The organism is Sphingorhabdus sp., assembly GCF_029865925.1.
Classification (GTDB): Bacteria; Pseudomonadota; Alphaproteobacteria; order Sphingomonadales; family Sphingomonadaceae; genus Sphingorhabdus_B.
On the sequence record NZ_JARXAI010000093.1, the window covers coordinates 16,069 to 33,120 of the forward strand.

Genomic DNA, 17,052 nt, shown 5'->3' on the forward strand with positions numbered 1-17,052 from the left:
TTTATCGCAACGACCTGACTGCACTTGCCGCGGCACCAATCGAACTGCGAAATTCGGACGGACGATAGGCGTTGGGATCACGCACCGCGTTATAAGCGCGGTTTACATTGGCACGGATGCCAGCTGCCGCACCTTGCGTGATGTTGCCGGACCGGACGAGTGCACTTAGCAACGTATCAACTGCCATAACGGCTTGCACCGATCCCTCATAGTCTGTCAGGCGCGCAGCAATGGCTTCGGTTGCAATAGTCTCGATGATTGCAAAAGCTTGGCCGCTGCCAAAACTGCCCGATGCAAAATTATCTGCCAGATTATCTGCTGCGATGGATAAGCGCCGCGCCGCAGCGATTGCGCTGCTCCGGTCGAGCGCCAAAGCTGCATGGAAATCCTTGCTTGCCTTATCGAACTGCCCTGCCGAGGCTGGTGCCGTTACCCGCGCAGCCGCCGACAGCATGATCATGTTTTCATCATTATATGGCGGCATGCCTTCCGGAATTGGCCGTCCGGGATTATTTACCCCAGTCTTAACTGCGTCCGCTTGGTCATAAATCCGACGGTGGCAGCTATGGCAATCAAAAAAATAGAATTCGGGAAATGCACCCTCGGTGCCACGACTGGCGCTCGCATAAAGATCAAGCGAGCGTTTGAGCGCAAGCGCCTGTCCAACGGCCCATAGCTGCACATGGTCGGTGCGCCCCTTGCGCGCCGCATAATCGGTATCCTCATCATGATGTTGCTGCAGAGACGAAAACAGGTCGAGTTCGAAAGAAATACGCGGGTGCCCTGCCGCCATGATCCGATGGTTTACAAACTGCCCTTGGGTGGCGCTTCCAAAATGGCAGTCAAGACATACGGCTGCGTGCACCTTTGGATTTTCTAGCGGTGTCAATCCGCGCGCAACATTATTGGAGTGACTTGCGCCAACAGCGTAATGGCTGGCAATCCAATTTGAAGCACCGCCATGACATGACTCACAACCTACACCGTCGGCTAACTGAAAGGTGTTGCCCCGCGATGTGGCTGGCGTGGCGTGACAACCAAGGCACATCGGCGCAGACGACGCCTTGCCGATACCCAAATTGCGGGCTATTTGCTCACTGCGTTTGCCCAATAAGGCGGAATAGGCTTGGCTATGTTTTCCGGCAGGCGATGAGGGTTCCTGCCAACGCAAAACCTCATCCTGCCGCACCACTGTGCCATCGGCTTCCAACCGGCCATGACAGGTTGAGCCAGCGCATGAGGCAACGCCCAAATGTGTGTTATCCGAAGCCCCTGTGGCCCGCACAGGGGCTAAAATTGGAAATACAACTGCCATAAGCAGAACAAGGATGCACAACGTAAGTAGCACACCCGGCATAGCCTTCAAGAAAGCACGGCTTTTCCCAAATTCTGCCATTGATCCTGGATTCCCTCTAAAACCGGTAAGGCCGCAACCCTAAGTCATTCGTTACGACAATCCGGTCCTTTGATCAATTATTCAAGCAGATTGGCAGCAAATTTTATTTGCTGCCAATCTGCTGCAATCACACTACACCAAATGCGAGCATGGCGTCGGCCACCTTTTTGAAGCCCGCGATATTTGCGCCCCGCACATAGTCGCAATAGCCACCCTTGGTCTGGCCATATTCGACGCAGCTGCCATGAATGCCGTCCATGATATCGACCAGCAATTGCTGGAGCTGCTCTACCTTCCACGAGATGCGGCCTGAATTTTGGCTCATCTCCAGACCAGAAACCGCAACGCCACCCGCATTGGCTGCCTTCCCCGGTGCAAACAATATTTTTGCGTCCTTGAAGACGTGGACGCCTTCGAGGTTTGTAGGCATATTAGCACCTTCGCTGACCGCAATGCAGCCGTTTTTGATCAATTCCCTGGCGTCATCCCCGAGCAGTTCATTCTGTGTCGCGCAAGGCAGCGCAACGTCACAAGGGACGCCCCAAGGACGCTTGCCTTCATGATATGTTGCCCCTTTGAACTGATCTACATATTCACTAATCCGACCGCGCCGCACATTCTTAAGTTGTTTGATCCAGTCGATTTTCTCTTGCGTGATACCATCAGGATCATGGATGAAACCGGCACTGTCGGACAAGGTGACCACTTTGCCGCCCAGCATCGTGACCTTCTCGGCCGCGTGGGTTGCAACGTTGCCTGATCCTGAAATTACAGCAACTTTGCCGACCAGATCGTCATTCTTGGTCTTAAGCATATTGGCGAGGAAATATACCGCACCATAGCCGGTTGCCTCTGTACGGATCAACGAACCGCCATATTCCAGACCCTTACCGGTCAACACGCCGGTAAACTGGTTGGTGATCCGCTTATACTGCCCAAACATATAGCCAATTTCGCGGGAACCAACACCGATATCGCCAGCAGGTACATCGACATCGGCCCCCACATGGCGGTAGAGCTCGGTCATGAAAGACTGGCAAAAGCGCATCACTTCATGATCGCTTTTACCCTTGGGGTTGAAGTTTGATCCACCCTTGCCTCCGCCCATCGGCAGACCGGTGAGCGCGTTCTTGAAGGTCTGTTCAAAAGCCAGAAACTTGAGTACACTCTCCGTAACCGAAGGGTGAAAGCGGATACCGCCTTTGTATGGTCCAATTGCATTATTGTTCTGCACACGCCAGCCGCGCTGCACCCGCACGTTGCCGTTATCATCCTCCCAGCAAACGCGGAATGAAATAACCCGGTCGGGTTCGGCGATGCGCCGCAATATCTGCTCCTTGTGATAGCGTTCTTTGCCTTCCATAAAGTCAAAGATATCTACCGCAACCTCCTGCACCGCTTGGATAAATTCAGTCTGCCCTGCGTTGCGCTTGCTAACGCCCTGCATGAATGTGGGTAGGTCGACATGATCATTAAATGCCATAATATTTGTCCTCTTCCGTTAGAATTTGAGCGGTAAATTTCTATCAAGCGACAGCGAGACAGATTAACTATAACACATATGTCTTATTTGCGCCGACGGATCACCAAATTGCGGATTTCAGTCATATCTTCCATTGCGAAACGAATTCCTTCGCGGCCCAAACCTGAATCTTTGACGCCGCCATAAGGCATATTGTCGACGCGGTAGCTTGGCACATCATTGATCACAACGCCGCCAACATCCAAACGGTCCCAAGCGTCCAGCGATTTGAAAATGTCCCGGGTGAAGATGCCTGCCTGTAAACCGAACTTGCTATCGTTCACTTCGTCGAGCGCTGCATCGAAGTCGGTAAAGCGCGACAAGATGGCAAGCGGTCCGAAAGCTTCTTCGCGATTTGCCTTCGCCGTGCGTGGAACGTCTTCGAGCAAAGTGGCCTCGAGCATTGCCCCAACCCGTTTTCCGCCACAGAGCAGCTTCGCTCCGCCTGCGATCGCTTCCTGAACCCAGCCATCAAGGCGCGCCGCTTCCTTAACGTCGATCATTGGACCAATAAAAGTCTCCCGATCATGCGGATTGCCAGACACCAGTTTGCCCGCGCGCGCGACCAGCATGTCACGGAACTTGTTGTAGATGCTGTCATGGATAATGATCCGCTGCACCCCGATGCAGCTTTGCCCAGATTGATAAAATGCACCGAAAATTACGCGCTCCAGCGCATCGTCGAGATCGGCATCTTCGTCGATTATAACCGCAGCATTGCCGCCCAGTTCGAGAACAACCTTTTTCTTGCCCGCCTTGGCCTTCAAGGCCCAACCCACATCGGGAGATCCAGTGAACGACAGCAGTTTTAGCCGGTCATCTTCGGTGAACAAATCTGCGCCGTCACGGCTGGCCGGAAGAATCGAAAAAGCCCCCTCCGGCAAATCTGTCTCTGCAAGTATTTCGCCCATGATGATGGCGCCCAGTGGTGTCCGGCTGGCCGGCTTCATCACAAACGGACAACCAACGGCGATGGCAGGTGCGATCTTGTGTGCCGCTAAGTTTAGTGGAAAGTTAAACGGTGAAATGAAGCTGCATGGGCCGATAGGCACCCGCTTCCACATGCCCTGATAACCCTTAGCGCGCGGGGATATATCGAGCGGCTGAACTTCGCCGGTCATCCGGACCGATTCTTCTGCCGCAATCCGGAAGGTATCTATCAGCCGGGTGACTTCACCTTCGCTGTCCTTGATCGGCTTGCCTGCCTCGACGCATAGCGCATAAGCCAGTTCGTCGAAGCGTTCCTTGAACCGAGAGACACAGTGCGTCAGGACATTCTGGCGTTCGTAACTGGCCATCTGCGCCATCGGCTCAGCCGCTTTTACGGCTCCGGCAATTCCTGCATCAATTGTCTTGCTGTCGGCCAAGGCCACCCGGAAAGCAACTTCGCCGGTATACTTGTCTGTTACAGCAAGGTCGGTGTTCGACTGAACGGCCTTGTTATTCAGATATAACGGATAAGCGTCTTTCAACATGCTCATAATGCAGCGCTTAGTTCTTTGATTTGCACGTTGAGGATACGATCATTCTCCGTGTAATCGACAGGGCAGTCAATGAGATGTACACCTGGCGTATCACGGCAGTGCTTCAGCACTTCGGTTAGATGCGCCGCGCTTTCGACGCGGTGTCCCTTGGCTCCATAGCTATCTGCATATTTGACGAAATCGGGGTTGCCGTAGGTTAGCCCCCAATCGGCAAAGCCCATATTCGCCTGCTTCCACCGGATCATTCCATAGCTGTCATCGCGAAGAATTAGGACGGTGATGTTAAGTCCAAGCCGGACAGCAGTTTCCATCTCTTGGCTATTCATCATGAAGCCGCCATCGCCGCAAATCGCCATAACCTTACGATCAGGATAGACCATCGCTGACATCATAGCAGACGGCAGGCCTGCGCCCATTGTGGCAAGCGCATTGTCAAGCAGCACAGTGTTTGGTCGGTGCGCTGAATAACCCCGTGCAAACCAGATTTTATAGACGCCATTATCGAGGCAGATGATGCCGTCATCAGGCATCACGTCGCGCACTTGTTGCACCAAATGTGGCGGAAAAATCGGGAACCGCGCGTCGCCAGAGAGGCTAGCGGTATGTTCAACCTCGGCCTTGTGGTAATCTAGCATATGGCCGCAGTTCCAGCTGCCACTAGGAACGATGTCCTCCTTCATTTGCCAGATTGCATTGGCAATATCGCCGATGACTTCGATGCCGGGGAAATAGACAGGGTCTACCTCGGCGGTTTTGCTGGAGATATGAATGACTTGGGCGCCGCCTGGTTTCATGAAAAAAGGCGGCTTTTCGATGACGTCATGCCCGACATTGACGATGCAATCCGAAGCTTCGACGGCGCGGTGGACAAAATCACCCGCGGACAAGGCTGCGCAGCCCAGAAATTTCGGATGACGCTCATCAATCACGCCCTTGCCCAACTGGGTCGTCAGAAACGGGATGCCGGTCTTTTCGATAAATTGGAGCAACATCCTGCCAGTCATCGTCCGGTTGGCGCCAGCGCCAATAACAAGCACCGGCGATTTCGCATTTTCCAGCGCTTCGACTGCGGCGCGGACCGCTTTAGGGTCGGCACTGGGGCGGCGCGATACGCTGCGTTTGATGGGCAGGGCGTCGGTATGTTCGTCAGCAATATCTTCGGGCAGTTCGATATGGACCGCGCCGGGCTTTTCTTCCTCGGCCAAACGGAATGCCTCACGCACGCGGCTCGGTATATTGTCAGAGGCGGCCATTTGATGGGTATATTTAGTAATCGGACCCATCATGGCAACGACGTCCAAAATCTGAAAACGCCCCTGCTTTGATTTCTTGATCGGCTTTTGACCGGTAATCATCATCATTGGCATTCCGCCCAGCGTGGCATAAGCCCCAGCTGTTACGAGATTGGTTGCACCCGGGCCAAGCGTTGCCAAACATACGCCGGTTTTGCCGGTGTGTCGTCCGTAAGTGGCGGCCATAAAGCCTGCACCTTGCTCGTGCCGCGTAAGGATAAGCTTGATTTTCTTCGAGCGTGACAGGCTATCTAGGAAATCGAGATTTTCTTCTCCTGGAACACCAAAAATATATTCAACACCCTCTTCTTCGAGGCAAGCAATGAACAAGTCGGAGGCTTTTTGGGTCATGATATGCCTATTCTATTAAGGGACAGAAATGGGTGAGATCGACGAAGGTTATCTGTAAAGGGGTCTCGCGCGGATTAATTAACTTTTTATGACAAACATCATAAAATAAGAAGGCTGGACAGCGGAAAAACGTTAACAAAAGCGTACGCAGGTAGGTTCCTCTCTCAAGCCAGCTAAGACTCCTCAAGCCCAATTATGTTAAAACAAGATAACCAGTGCTGTGAAACGGGGCAAGTGGTTTTCTAGTAGCTCAGTCAGACACTAAGATAAACCTGAAACGTTTTCCTGTTTTATGTGGCCAATCTGTCTTTTGAATGCGGACGGGAACAATGGCTTGAAACTGCTCACGTCAGTTTCAGCACACGGCAACCGTAGGGGGATAAAATTTCTTTGTATCGCGTGAAATGGGTCTGCGCGCAAAAGCTGGCAGGTGCGGAGCTTGAACTGGCGCGCACTGTAATGGAGCGAAAGGGTAGCTATAAAATCGACCCAGCAACGCTTTCGTAAACGAAAGTTACAAATGTTGTGGCCAAGCCGACCAGAAAGGCGCGATAAGCCCAACCGAGATAGCGGTATTTTTTGGTCTGAAGGATGCAGCCCATTTGATAGATGTCATGGAGCATCGCTTCGAACACATCTTCGGGTTCCTTAAGCTTTGCCATTATCGTTTCCCGAAACACTAGTTCTTCGGCTTGCGCGAATGTACCGAAAAACAGCCAATTGCTGCCTTTGGATGATTTTGGAATAGTGGAGGGCATTACTGCCACTGTGGCTAGGCAAGCGGACATTAATGCCGACACTGCCAATATGAGCAACGGAAGAGAGAAACTGCTGCTTTGGCTTTGACCAATGGCCAGTGTCAAAACCACAAAGGTCGCACCAATAAGCATGTTGGCCTTCTGGTCGGCCATAACACTTAGTTGCATGTGATGCGCCTGCATGGTGCGCACCATAAACATTGCCTCGCTTGGCCATTTTTTTTCTTCGCTCATTCCCCCCCCCGAAGATGCCGACTTAATGAAGTGTCTTAGAGATTTTCGTCTGCGCAGCAGACCCTTAACCGCGCCGTATCTTGCATCCAAATGCCCGCCAAGCCGCACCCATCAGAGGACTTGCTAAAGCAAACCGCGTTAAGACGATTCGGAAAATGTGCAGCTTGTTACCTAGCTTGTTACCTAGCTTGTTACCTAGAGCTAAATACTCCAGGATAATTCTTGCTAAGTATATGAAAAATGGTGCCGGCTACAAGGTTCGAACTCGTGACCCCCTGATTACAAATCAGGTGCTCTACCAACTGAGCTAAGCCGGCACTAGGCGTGCCCCATAGCGTCAAATAACTCCAAAGGTCCAGCCCTCAGTTGCAGCAATTTTTCTATTAAGTGCATTTGGTGCCCAAAATAGAGGATTTCCGACAATATTCCGCAGCCAGGCCGCGCTCAACTTGTATCGCTCTGCAGCCGGTCAGGCAACGCAGCAGCACAGTGGCGACCTGGAATGTCAGCAGCGCGCTATAACAGTCGCCCTGCAATCTGTTCATATACGAAGGTTACAAATGCTATTATTAACCCAAAGAAAAGCCCGATATGCCAACGCAAGGAAACGATATTTTTTAGACTGGAGTATGCAGCCCAGTTGATAGATGTCGTTCAGCATAGTTTTAAATACATCTTCAGGCTCTTTTAACAGGGTCAATACTTTTTTTGAAATACTGTTTCTTCAAGTTGCGCGAACATCTGAAAGAACAGCCAGTTGTTCCCTTTCGCAGATTTTGCAGCCGTGGAAGGCATCACTGATAATATAGCCAGCCCAGCTGAAATAAGCGCACACAGCGCCAATATCGCTAAGGGAAGCGAGAAGGCGTTGTTCTGACTTTGTCCGATCGAAAGTGTCAGAACCAAGAATGCTGCGCCGATAAACATGTTGGCTTCCTGAGATGCCATATCTGGCGGCAATAGAAGCAGCAGCATTGCCGAGCTCTATTTCTCGTTCATCATCCACACCGCGTCCCAATTGGCGGGCGGCGGATTAGTGCGTAAAAAGTCGCACCGTTCGATATAAGTGCGAGACAATTTGTCTTCTGGGTTCAACGAAAGACAGCGTTCAAATCGCTCGACTGCCTTTTCAAAATTGCATGATCGATATTGCATAATGCCATCGTTGAACTGGTTGATCACGTCGGTGAGGTTCGGAAACGTCTCTTTGTCGTGGTAATCGAGAACCTCGAAAACGCGCACGGGCTCAGTTTTTCCCTTAACTACAACAAGATCAATATCGCGCATTCGGTAAGTGCCGCGCAGGTGGCTAGCGGTGGTTTCACTGATAAGAATACGGGCGGAATAGGCTTTGCAGGCACTTTCCAAACGGCTTGCAAGGTTTACGCCATCACCAATGACAGTGTAATCCATGCGCTTGGGACTGCCGATGTTGCCTGACACTACCATACCGGTGTTGAGCCCAAGCCCCATATCGACGGTCTTGAGCGACTTAGCACGGCGCTCGCGGTTCCACTCCCACAAGGCGTTAATCATACCAATACCTGCACGTAGCGCTCGATCAGCATCGTCCTCTTTGGCAACCGGCAATCCAAAACAGGCCATGATCGCGTCGCCAATGAATTTGTCGAGCATGCCCCCTTCTTGGGCAATACAGTCGACCATCAGGCTGAAATATTCATTGAGGAAGGAAACTGTGCCCTGAGCGCCGTATTCTTCAGTGATTGTGGTGAACCCCCGAACATCACTGAACATGACTGTCGCTTCGGCACTGACCCCGCCAAGCAAGTCCAGACCTCCTTCGCCGTCCAGCATTTGGGATGCGATCACAGGGTCCATATAGCGGGACATAGTGGATTTCATCCGCTTTACATTGCTGATGTCATCAAACATCAGCATTGAACCAAGCTCCTTGTCACTGTCTTCGGAAATCAGTGGGCTTATAGTAAGATTTACCGACCTGGTCTGTCCACCCAAAGCCAAGGAAACATCATTGAACACTTCGCTTACCCCAGCGTCTTGCACCGCGGCGATCCGCTCCTGCACCCAACTGCTGTCATCGCTCAGAAGATCAGAGAGAACACTGCCTACAAGTTGCGGCACTCCTTCCCAAATTTGGTCCGCAGCGGCATTGCAGGTAACGATTTTGAGGGCGGGATCGAGCGTAACAACTCCATTTGACATGCTTGCGAGCATTGAATCATTATATTTTTTGACTCGGCGTACGTCGTCAAACAGTTTGGAATTCTCAAGCGCAATAGACACCTGCGCGGTAAAAGCCTTGAGCCGCTGCTCGTCCTCGTCTGTAAAAATTCCGCCTTTCTTGTTCAGTACTTGAGTCACCCCGATCGTCCGATTTTCTTTGTTGACAATAGGTACGCAAAGAATCGACCGTGTAAAGAAACCGGTTTGCTTGTCAAAGCTGGGGTTGAAACGCAAATCCGCATAAGCGTAGGGAATGTTCATACTCTGCCCAGAGGTGAACACCGCACCAGCAATGCCCGCATAACTTGGTAGTCGAATTTCAGAAATTTCCGCCCCACTGGCTACGCGTGAAAATAAGGTCGCAGTCTCTGTATCGTGCAAGAAAATTGTAGCTCGCTCGGCATTAAGCATAGAGCAGGTCTCATCCACGACCCGATTAAGAAGCGCAGACAAATCCAATTCGGAATTGATATCAGATACCAATTCTATAAATGCCATCTCCTTCGCCCGTTTTCGTTCGCTTTTCTCGATATATTGTAAACTTTGAAGCGCAATCGCCGCCTGACGCGTCATTTCCTCCAAAAGTGAGAGGTCGTCATCGGTGAATTGACCTTCGAGTTTGTTGAGGCTTTGCATAACCCCGATAATTTCATCCGACATGGTGCGGATCGGTACGCACATCATGTTGTTAGTGCGATAACCTGTGCGTTCATCTATTAAGGAGTTAAACCTAGGGTCAGCATAATTATCATGAATTAATTCTGCTTCCCCTGACTGAAATACGGCGCCTGCAATGCCGGAGTTATTCATAATACGAATCTCGCGAGTAAGGCCGCCTTGCGCTACCCGAGAAAAAAGCTCCTCAGAAACAGGATCGTTGAGGAAAATCGTCCCGCGATCACAGTTTAACTCCAGTGACGTCATCTCCACCAGCACAGTCAATATGCCATCAAGCGTTGTCTTTTGGGCGCAAAGCCGTGATATCTCGAGTAAGGTAGAGGTGCGTTTTAATGCTGCAGAATTTGAGAGTTTACCGCGCGCGCGATTAGCCTGCTGAAGGGTTGCGCTCATGCTCGTTGCTCCAATTCGTTGCGCAAGGCTTGCACTTGTGCCTTCCAATTTACTTGCTCGCGTGCAAATTCAGCCAGCTGCTCATCCAACTCCCTCATCCCTTTGTGCTCCAGGACTTCTATCTCAATACGCAACTGATTGATGGTAGCGATGAACTGCTGAATTTCGCCATGTGCTGACGCGCGCTCTGCCTGCAAGGCAGCATCGTGGTTAGCCTGCTGGAGTTCTAGTTGGATACGCATGGCCTGGATAGCATTTTGGAGGCCCCGATGTTCTTCGGCGATAACTGCATGTGCCTGCGCAATACGATCGTCTCTAGTCTGGTGCTCGGCTTCAAGCTTGGCCCGCATGGCTTCGATTGTTGCGTGTAACTGACGGTTTATAAAGGCTAAGTCGGTGAGGTTAGCGTCATCCTGTGGCATTGCCACTAGTCCCTTATTCATTCCGGCCGCTCATCGATCAGATGGCGGACCAGACCCTGCATCTTTCCATCAAATCTTGCTAGCACTTGGTAATCCTCGACAATATCAAACAATGTTACCAAGCCTTGATCTGTCCAACGGTGCAAAGCTAGGGCCGGTGGACCATTTATGACCATTGAGCGACTGTCTGGCAGTTCGGCGTCGATTGTATTGATATCCAGCGTTAGTTCCGCCGAGGTTGAGCCGCACACCATCACAGAGATGCCCTGCCAAACCGCGGAAATGGGCCGGTGCAAATGGCCACACCAAATCGCAACTATGTTCGTATGACCCGCAATCGCGTCGCTAAAGCGCCGCACCCAAGGTTCCGCAGGATGAGTATCCATCCAGGCGATACCGGCCTCAAATGGTGGATGATGCATGACAATTACGGTGGGAGTTTCACGATCCTCATTTAGCCGGGCGCTAAGCCAGGCCGAACGTACAGCGCAAAACGCGCCGCCGTGACGCTGCGGTTCCAATGTGTCGAGGATAATCAATCGCAGCCCGTCGAGAGGTAAACAATATTGCACAAAGCCATCGGGCATTGGCACCTCGGCGAAAATTCGGGCGAAGTTGTCTCGGTCATCGTGATTACCCATCATTGGGTAGACTGGCACCGTCGCCTTAGAAAACGCGTCGCGCAGCCGGGCATAGCTGTCAACATCGCCGCGATCGACCATGTCTCCAGTGGCAATAATCAAATCGGGTCTATTGATCCCTTGAGACAGACGGAAGATCGTCTGATCAAGCCGCTGACGATTGGGTTCATCAATCTGGTTCGGTTCGAAGCCGAGATGCAAATCTGTAATCTGCGCAATTAACACGGGGACCTCGTCGCAATCAAAGCAAATTTTTCCGTCCGTGATCGAACGATTTTGGACTGCTAGCGCGGAATAGCGTCAAATAACTCCAAAGGTCCAGCCCTCAGTTGCAGCAATTTTGCTATTTAGTGCATTTGGTGCCCAAAACTGAGGATTTGCGGCAGCATTCCGCAGCCAGGCCGCGGTTATAAGGGCATCGGTTGCGTGATCGGTATAGCGTTCCAACGGTTTGTGTGGCTGCGAACCAAGTGCGTGCAACGCATTGTCGAGTGCATACCCGTCGCGGACTTTGCTTCTGCCTTTGGCGACACCGGCTGCGCGGGCCGCGATGCTGGTGTAAATTTCCAGAACTACGGTGCCGTCTGCGGGAATGGCATCGAACGGCCAAATAGCAACCTTATCGCGCACATGGTTAAGGAAGCGCATGCCAGCAAAGCTCGCTTTTGCGACTTGCGCGGCGCCAATGGCGTCATAGACGGTGGACGCCTTTCCAGTTCTGTTCTTGTTGAGAAGTTCGCACTGGCGCCAGAATAGATAATCGGACTTCGTGCCGTCGGCCGCGCCCAAATAGAAATGACGGCGATGGTGGTATTCGAGGAAGGACGCGGCACCCAAATCCGGGTCATCGCAGAGATGATCGACATAAGCCCAGAAATCTTTGGCAGACGATGGCACATCATCGCCGGGTAAATAGCTGCCGCGTTCAATCAAGGGCGGTGCGAAGCTGAAATCGAAGCCAATAAGCAAGTCATCATCTTGCGCCAGAAGCCAGTCAGCAACCGCTTGACGCGACCAGTCTTTGTCGGGTGGCGTTACAAGGCGAGGTGCCTCATCGCCCATTTCACAAATGGCCAAAGCAATACCGGGATGTCGGCTGCCTTTCGCTCCTGACCAATCGGCGCACGCAAAACGCGTGAATGGACGCATTAGCTTGCGTCTGGCTCTGCGTTAAGTGCGCGCAGTCTTTCCCAATATTGCATCCGTTCGAGTATCTTGCGTTCAAAGCCGCGTTCGACCGGTTGATATAGCTCCGATGGCGGCACAGCGTCGGGCCAATAATTTGCGCCCGAAAAACCGTCTGCACTGTCATGGTCATAGGCATAGCCTGCGCCATAACCAATATCCTGCATCAGCTTTGTAGGCGCGTTCAGAATATGCGCTGGCGGCATTAACGATCCGGTGTCGCGTGCCATTTTCCATGCGGATTTCTGAGCCTTATAAGCGGCGTTCGATTTCGGCGCAGTGGCCAAATACAGGCACGCTTGAACGATGGCGACTTCGCCCTCAGGACTACCCAAAAACTCATAGGCTTGCTTGGCGGCGAGACATTGCACCAAAGCCTGCGGATCGGCGAGGCCGATATCTTCGCTGGCAAAGCGGATGAGGCGTCGCAGAACATATAACGGATCTTCACCCGCCACCAAAATGCGCGCCATCCAGTATAATGCCGCCTGCGGGTCCGACCCGCGCAAGCTTTTGTGCAACGCGGATATGAGGTTATAATGCCCTTCACGATCCTTGTCATAAACGGGCATCCGCCGTTGCAGTAGCGCTGCCATCGCCTGCAGGTCGAGTGGATTTTCGATGTGAATCGCAAACAAGGTTTCGGCTTGATTGAGCAAAAAGCGGCCATCACCATCGGCGCTTGAAATCAACGCGGACCGTGCGTCCTCGGTGACGGGCAGGGCGCGGTCCATCACCGCCTCCGCACGGCTGAGCAAAGTTGCCAAGGCTACTTCGTCCAGACGGTGCAGCACGATGACCTGGGTGCGCGAGAGCAATGCGGCGTTAAGTTCAAATGACGGGTTTTCAGTCGTAGCGCCGACAAGCGTGACAACGCCGCTTTCCACAAATGGCAGAAAGCCATCCTGCTGTGCGCGGTTGAAGCGGTGGATTTCGTCCACGAACAGCAATGTCTGCTGGCCGGTCCGAGCCATCGTTTCTGCCTCGGCAAAGGCTTTTTTAAGGTCAGCAACGCCCGAGAAAACGGCGGATATTGGTTTATAATGCATGTTGACCGCGTCGGCCAACAGTCGGGCAATGCTGGTCTTGCCGGTGCCTGGTGGCCCCCAAAGGATCATCGACGATAATTTGCCGGCAGCGACCATGCGGCCAATCGCGCCTTCGGGACCCGTCAGATGTTCCTGACCAATGATGTCGTCGAGCTTGGCGGGACGCAGTTTCTCCGCCAGTGGCGCGTTTTTAGGCGAACGCGATGGTGCTTGCAGGCTATCCCCAAACAGATCGCTCATATTACTATTCTGCCCGAACAGGCATCACGGGATACCCATGAACACCCCAAGCTGCGCAGATGTAAGACCGACTTAACGCGAAGCAACGGCACTGGCCGCGTGTTGACGGATGAGGCGAAGATAGGTGTCGGCCATAGTTTGGTTGATGGCATCCCAACTATAGTCCAGCGACCGTTGTTCGCCAGCAGCACCGTGCTTCGTGCGTAAATCCTCATCCAAGCAATAGGCCTGTAGTGCGTCGGCGAATTGGTTGATTGCACCTGGGGTGATCAATCGCCCGGACACTTTGTCTTCGACCAGACTTTGGCTGCCGGTTGCCTTCGCGGCGACCACGGGCAGGCCGCTGGCCATGGACTCTAGCGTCACATTGCCAAAAGTCTCCGTTACGGAAGGGTTGAAAAACATATCCATGCTTGCAACCGCGCGGCCCAGATCCGAACCCATGTGAAAACCAGCAAATTTCGCTTCGGGAATGCGCGTTTCAAACCAAGGACGGGCAGGGCCGTCGCCGATCACCACAACCTGATGCGGGACTTTGCGCCGTTTGAGTTGGTCAATTGAATCGGAAAAGACATCAAGGCCCTTTTCCATGACGAGTCGTCCTAGAAAACCGATAACGGGGATTTCGTCAGCAATGCCAAGCCCGCGCCGCCAGCTCATATCCCGTTGGCTTGGGTCAAAGATATCCCGGTCTACGCCGCGTGACCAAATGTCTATGTCATAGTTCATGCGCTGTTGGCGCAGGACCTGAGCAAAGCTCTCCGATGGAGCGACTAGCGCATCACATTTCCGGTAAAGACGGCGAATCCAAGCCTCAAGGACCGGCTCCATAAATGACAGATTGTAATAACGCAGATAGGTCTCGAAACGTGTGTGCACAGAACATAATACTGGCAAATGCCGCTTTTGCGCCCATTTTACGGCCTTGCGGGACACCCTATCTGGGCTTGAAATATGGACGATATTTGGATTGAACGCCTCCAGATCGCGACGGACTGAACGGGATAAGAACAACGGCATGCGATATTCAGGCCGGCGCGGAAATGCGACCGACGGCACACTCACCAAATCTCCGGTTGGCGCAAAGGCGGGCTCGACGACTGTAGGCGAATAAACCCGCACTGATGCGCCCTGACGAAGCAGATATCCCACAAGCTGGTTCAGTGCCTGGTTTGCACCATCACGCACAAAATTGTAATTGCCGCTAAAAAGCGCAATGCGAAGGTCGCTTGACTGCATATTGGCGCTTTTACCGGCGGCAACGCAAAATGCCAATGGGAATGCTACATGTGGTGGGATAGAAGCTAGATATGATATTGAGCCAGGTTGATGCGTTGCTTATTGGAAAGCCAAAGCCGTTTCGCGCCGACGGGACGATGAGCGCGATGGCGCGTACCGCAGTCGACCGACCCGTTTTTTTGCGCAAGCACGGTTTCGAGGGCGACGAGGTTGCAGATCTGATGGTGCATGGCGGCGCGGACAAGGCAGTGCATTTCTATCCAGCGGAACATTATCCTAAATGGATTGCGCATTTTGCGGCAGAGGGTTTCGCCCACTCATTACTTGACCAAGCTGGCGCATTTGGCGAAAATATAAGTGCATCCGGTTTAACCGAAGGCAACTTGCGCATTGGCGATAGGCTTCGCATCGGGCGAGCGTTGGTCGAGGTTGCGCAGGGGCGTCAGCCATGTTGGAAACTCGACCATCTTTTTGGTGTGCATGGCCTGTCCGGTATGGTCATCAGCAGCGGTCGTTGCGGTGGCTATTTCCGGGTTATCGAGGAAGGCGAAGTGGCACCGGGCGACCGAATTCAGATGGTGCATCAAGCCGAACATGACTGGACCGTTGCGCGCACGTTTAAGCTGCTCATTGGCGGCGGACATCGCGCGCAAGGGTCCGACGCACAATTGCGGGCGCTTGCCGCGCTGGAGACGCTGGCCGATAGCTGGAGGGGTAGGGCGGCTAAATTGGCAGGGTAACGATTACTGCATTTGGCGTGCTGCGGTTATTCGCCCAGCAGGCCCTTGTTATAGACGGGCGCGTGTAGGCGGATATGGGTCACCCGTTTTTCATCGGCTTCCAAAATCTCCAGCGTCCAACCGCTTGCCTCGTGCATCAGCATTTGGCCGACATCGGGCACTTGACCAGCAATAATGAAGGCAAGCCCGCCAAGCGTATCGACGTCTTCATCAACTTCCGCCAGCTTGGGGTCGATGGTATCGGCCAGATCGTCGAGCTCCGCACGCGCGTCGGCTTCCCAGAGATTGGGGGCTATTTGCATGAAGAGCAATTCCGGCTCATCGTCATGTTCGTCTTCAATCTCGCCGACGATTTCTTCGACAAGGTCTTCAATCGTGACCAAGCCCTCGGTCCCTGAATATTCATCAAGGACAATAGCAAGGTGAGTGCGTGTGCGCCGCATTTCGTCCAGCAGCGCAAGGACGCTCATATTTTGCGGGACGAAGCGCGGCTGGCGCATGAAAAGCTCAAGGCTATCGGGGCGGTTTTGCCCTGACGCGAGGACAGCAAACACATCCTTGATATGGATCATGCCGATCACGCTGTCGAGCGTGTCGCGGTACACTGGCAACCGGCTGTGGCCATGTTCGGCGAAGACCGCGATGCAATCGGCAAAGCCAGCGCTTTCCTCAATTGCGACGATGTCGCTGCGTGGCACCATGACGTCGTCGACGCGGTGCTCACTGAAATGCAGCAGGTTGCGCAGCATCGTGCGCTCAACGGCGGTCAAATCGCCGTCATGATCCGACTGTCCGTTGTCTTCACTGTCCTCCTCATGCTCGGCAATGGCTTCTTCAAGCTGCTCGCGCAAGGTAGGCTCGTGATCGCGGCCAAAGAACATCGTCTTAAGCCGCTGCCATATTCGTCCGTCGTTATCGTCGTCGGTTGCGGTTTTCGAACCGCTAAAACTGTCACCCTCAGGCATAATGGAAGCTTACTGGCCTCTTTTTGGTCGATTTAAACCTCATATGGATTGCGAAGCCCCATGGATGCAAGCGCTTTTACCTCAAGCGCCTCCATCGCTTCGGCCTCTTCCTTCTCAATATGGTCGTGGCCGAGCAAATGCAGCATGCCGTGAATGACCAAATGGGTCGCATGATGTGCGACGGGAATGTTCTTTTCCTCGGCCTCGGCAGCGCAGATTTCATACGCAAGTATGATGTCACCTAGCATGATTTCGGGG

General features: G+C 52.9%; 14 protein-coding genes, 1 tRNA gene and 1 pseudogene. 1 reads left to right on the forward strand and 15 read right to left on the reverse strand.

From position 1 onward, the window contains the following. Position 1: 1 nt before the first annotated feature. The 13 genes and pseudogenes from QE270_RS09670 to QE270_RS09730 form a co-directional block, all read right to left on the reverse strand. A complete protein-coding gene (locus QE270_RS09670; RefSeq protein ID WP_300038727.1) occupies positions 2-1,315 on the reverse strand; it encodes a multiheme c-type cytochrome in 1,314 nt (437 codons plus the stop codon). Positions 1,316-1,523: 208 nt separating this feature from the next. Next, a complete protein-coding gene (gene gdhA / locus QE270_RS09675; protein ID WP_300038685.1) occupies positions 1,524-2,879 on the reverse strand; it encodes an NADP-specific glutamate dehydrogenase in 1,356 nt (451 codons plus the stop codon). Positions 2,880-2,962: 83 nt separating this feature from the next. Then, positions 2,963-4,399, reverse strand: coding sequence for an aldehyde dehydrogenase family protein (locus QE270_RS09680; protein WP_300038688.1), 1,437 nt, complete (start codon positions 4,397-4,399; stop codon positions 2,963-2,965). Beyond that, positions 4,396-6,045, reverse strand: a complete 1,650-nt coding sequence (locus QE270_RS09685) for an acetolactate synthase large subunit (protein WP_300038691.1) — start codon at positions 6,043-6,045, stop codon at positions 4,396-4,398. Before QE270_RS09685 ends, QE270_RS09680 begins: the two co-directional genes overlap by 4 nt. A gap of 476 nt (positions 6,046-6,521) precedes the next feature. Next, on the reverse strand, positions 6,522-7,037 hold the full coding sequence (locus QE270_RS09690; protein WP_300038694.1) for a Pycsar system effector family protein: 516 nt from the start codon (positions 7,035-7,037) through the stop codon (positions 6,522-6,524). 241 nt (positions 7,038-7,278) lie between these two features. After that, a tRNA-Thr gene (locus QE270_RS09695) sits at positions 7,279-7,354 on the reverse strand. A 224-nt stretch (positions 7,355-7,578) separates the two neighbouring features. Continuing rightward, positions 7,579-8,012: pseudogene (locus QE270_RS10760) on the reverse strand (Pycsar system effector family protein). Positions 8,013-8,021: 9 nt separating this feature from the next. Next, positions 8,022-10,313, reverse strand: coding sequence for a GAF domain-containing protein (locus QE270_RS09705; RefSeq protein WP_300038700.1), 2,292 nt, complete (start codon positions 10,311-10,313; stop codon positions 8,022-8,024). After that, complete coding sequence (locus QE270_RS09710) at positions 10,310-10,735, reverse strand: hypothetical protein (protein WP_300038702.1); 426 nt, start codon at positions 10,733-10,735, stop codon at positions 10,310-10,312. Before QE270_RS09710 ends, QE270_RS09705 begins: the two co-directional genes overlap by 4 nt. A gap of 17 nt (positions 10,736-10,752) precedes the next feature. Continuing rightward, a complete protein-coding gene (locus tag QE270_RS09715) occupies positions 10,753-11,601 on the reverse strand; it encodes a phosphodiesterase (protein WP_300038706.1) in 849 nt (282 codons plus the stop codon). Positions 11,602-11,676: 75 nt separating this feature from the next. Continuing rightward, complete coding sequence (locus QE270_RS09720; protein WP_300038709.1) at positions 11,677-12,525, reverse strand: hypothetical protein; 849 nt, start codon at positions 12,523-12,525, stop codon at positions 11,677-11,679. Continuing rightward, positions 12,525-13,850, reverse strand: a complete 1,326-nt coding sequence (locus QE270_RS09725; RefSeq protein WP_300038710.1) for a replication-associated recombination protein A — start codon at positions 13,848-13,850, stop codon at positions 12,525-12,527. Before QE270_RS09725 ends, QE270_RS09720 begins: the two co-directional genes overlap by 1 nt. A 72-nt stretch (positions 13,851-13,922) precedes the next feature. Beyond that, positions 13,923-15,089: a glycosyltransferase family 1 protein gene (locus QE270_RS09730; protein ID WP_300038712.1), complete on the reverse strand. Its 1,167-nt coding sequence runs from the start codon at positions 15,087-15,089 to the stop codon at positions 13,923-13,925. 71 nt (positions 15,090-15,160) lie between these two features. Here QE270_RS09730 and QE270_RS09735 point away from each other — a divergent pair, with 71 nt between their 5' ends. Beyond that, positions 15,161-15,829: an MOSC domain-containing protein gene (locus tag QE270_RS09735; RefSeq protein ID WP_300038714.1), complete on the forward strand. Its 669-nt coding sequence runs from the start codon at positions 15,161-15,163 to the stop codon at positions 15,827-15,829. 26 nt (positions 15,830-15,855) lie between these two features. Here QE270_RS09735 and QE270_RS09740 read toward each other — a convergent pair whose 3' ends face one another. Then, positions 15,856-16,794 (reverse strand): hemolysin family protein, encoded by a 939-nt coding sequence (locus tag QE270_RS09740; protein ID WP_300038717.1) that lies wholly within the window; start codon positions 16,792-16,794, stop codon positions 15,856-15,858. Between the two features lie 32 nt (positions 16,795-16,826). Further along, positions 16,827-17,052 (reverse strand): rRNA maturation RNase YbeY (ybeY, locus tag QE270_RS09745; protein ID WP_300038720.1); only part of this gene is annotated, 226 nt, incomplete at its 5' end.

Bases quoted from the DNA above. Each gene is read 5' to 3' on its own strand.
- QE270_RS09720 (WP_300038709.1), bottom strand. From the start codon at position 12,525: ATGCGTCCATTCACGCGTTTTGCGTGCGCCGATTGGTCAGGAGCGAAA.
- QE270_RS09705 (WP_300038700.1), bottom strand. From the start codon at position 10,313: ATGAGCGCAACCCTTCAGCAGGCTAATCGCGCGCGCGGTAAACTCTCA.
- QE270_RS09735 (WP_300038714.1), top strand. From the start codon at position 15,161: ATGATATTGAGCCAGGTTGATGCGTTGCTTATTGGAAAGCCAAAGCCG.
- QE270_RS09690 (WP_300038694.1), bottom strand. From the start codon at position 7,037: ATGAGCGAAGAAAAAAAATGGCCAAGCGAGGCAATGTTTATGGTGCGC.
- QE270_RS09740 (WP_300038717.1), bottom strand. From the start codon at position 16,794: ATGCCTGAGGGTGACAGTTTTAGCGGTTCGAAAACCGCAACCGACGAC.
- QE270_RS09685 (WP_300038691.1), bottom strand. From the start codon at position 6,045: ATGACCCAAAAAGCCTCCGACTTGTTCATTGCTTGCCTCGAAGAAGAG.
- gdhA (WP_300038685.1), bottom strand. From the start codon at position 2,879: ATGGCATTTAATGATCATGTCGACCTACCCACATTCATGCAGGGCGTT.
- QE270_RS09710 (WP_300038702.1), bottom strand. From the start codon at position 10,735: ATGCCACAGGATGACGCTAACCTCACCGACTTAGCCTTTATAAACCGT.
- QE270_RS09725 (WP_300038710.1), bottom strand. From the start codon at position 13,850: ATGAGCGATCTGTTTGGGGATAGCCTGCAAGCACCATCGCGTTCGCCT.
- QE270_RS09670 (WP_300038727.1), bottom strand. From the start codon at position 1,315: ATGGCAGTTGTATTTCCAATTTTAGCCCCTGTGCGGGCCACAGGGGCT.
- QE270_RS09680 (WP_300038688.1), bottom strand. From the start codon at position 4,399: ATGAGCATGTTGAAAGACGCTTATCCGTTATATCTGAATAACAAGGCC.
- QE270_RS09730 (WP_300038712.1), bottom strand. From the start codon at position 15,089: ATGCAGTCAAGCGACCTTCGCATTGCGCTTTTTAGCGGCAATTACAAT.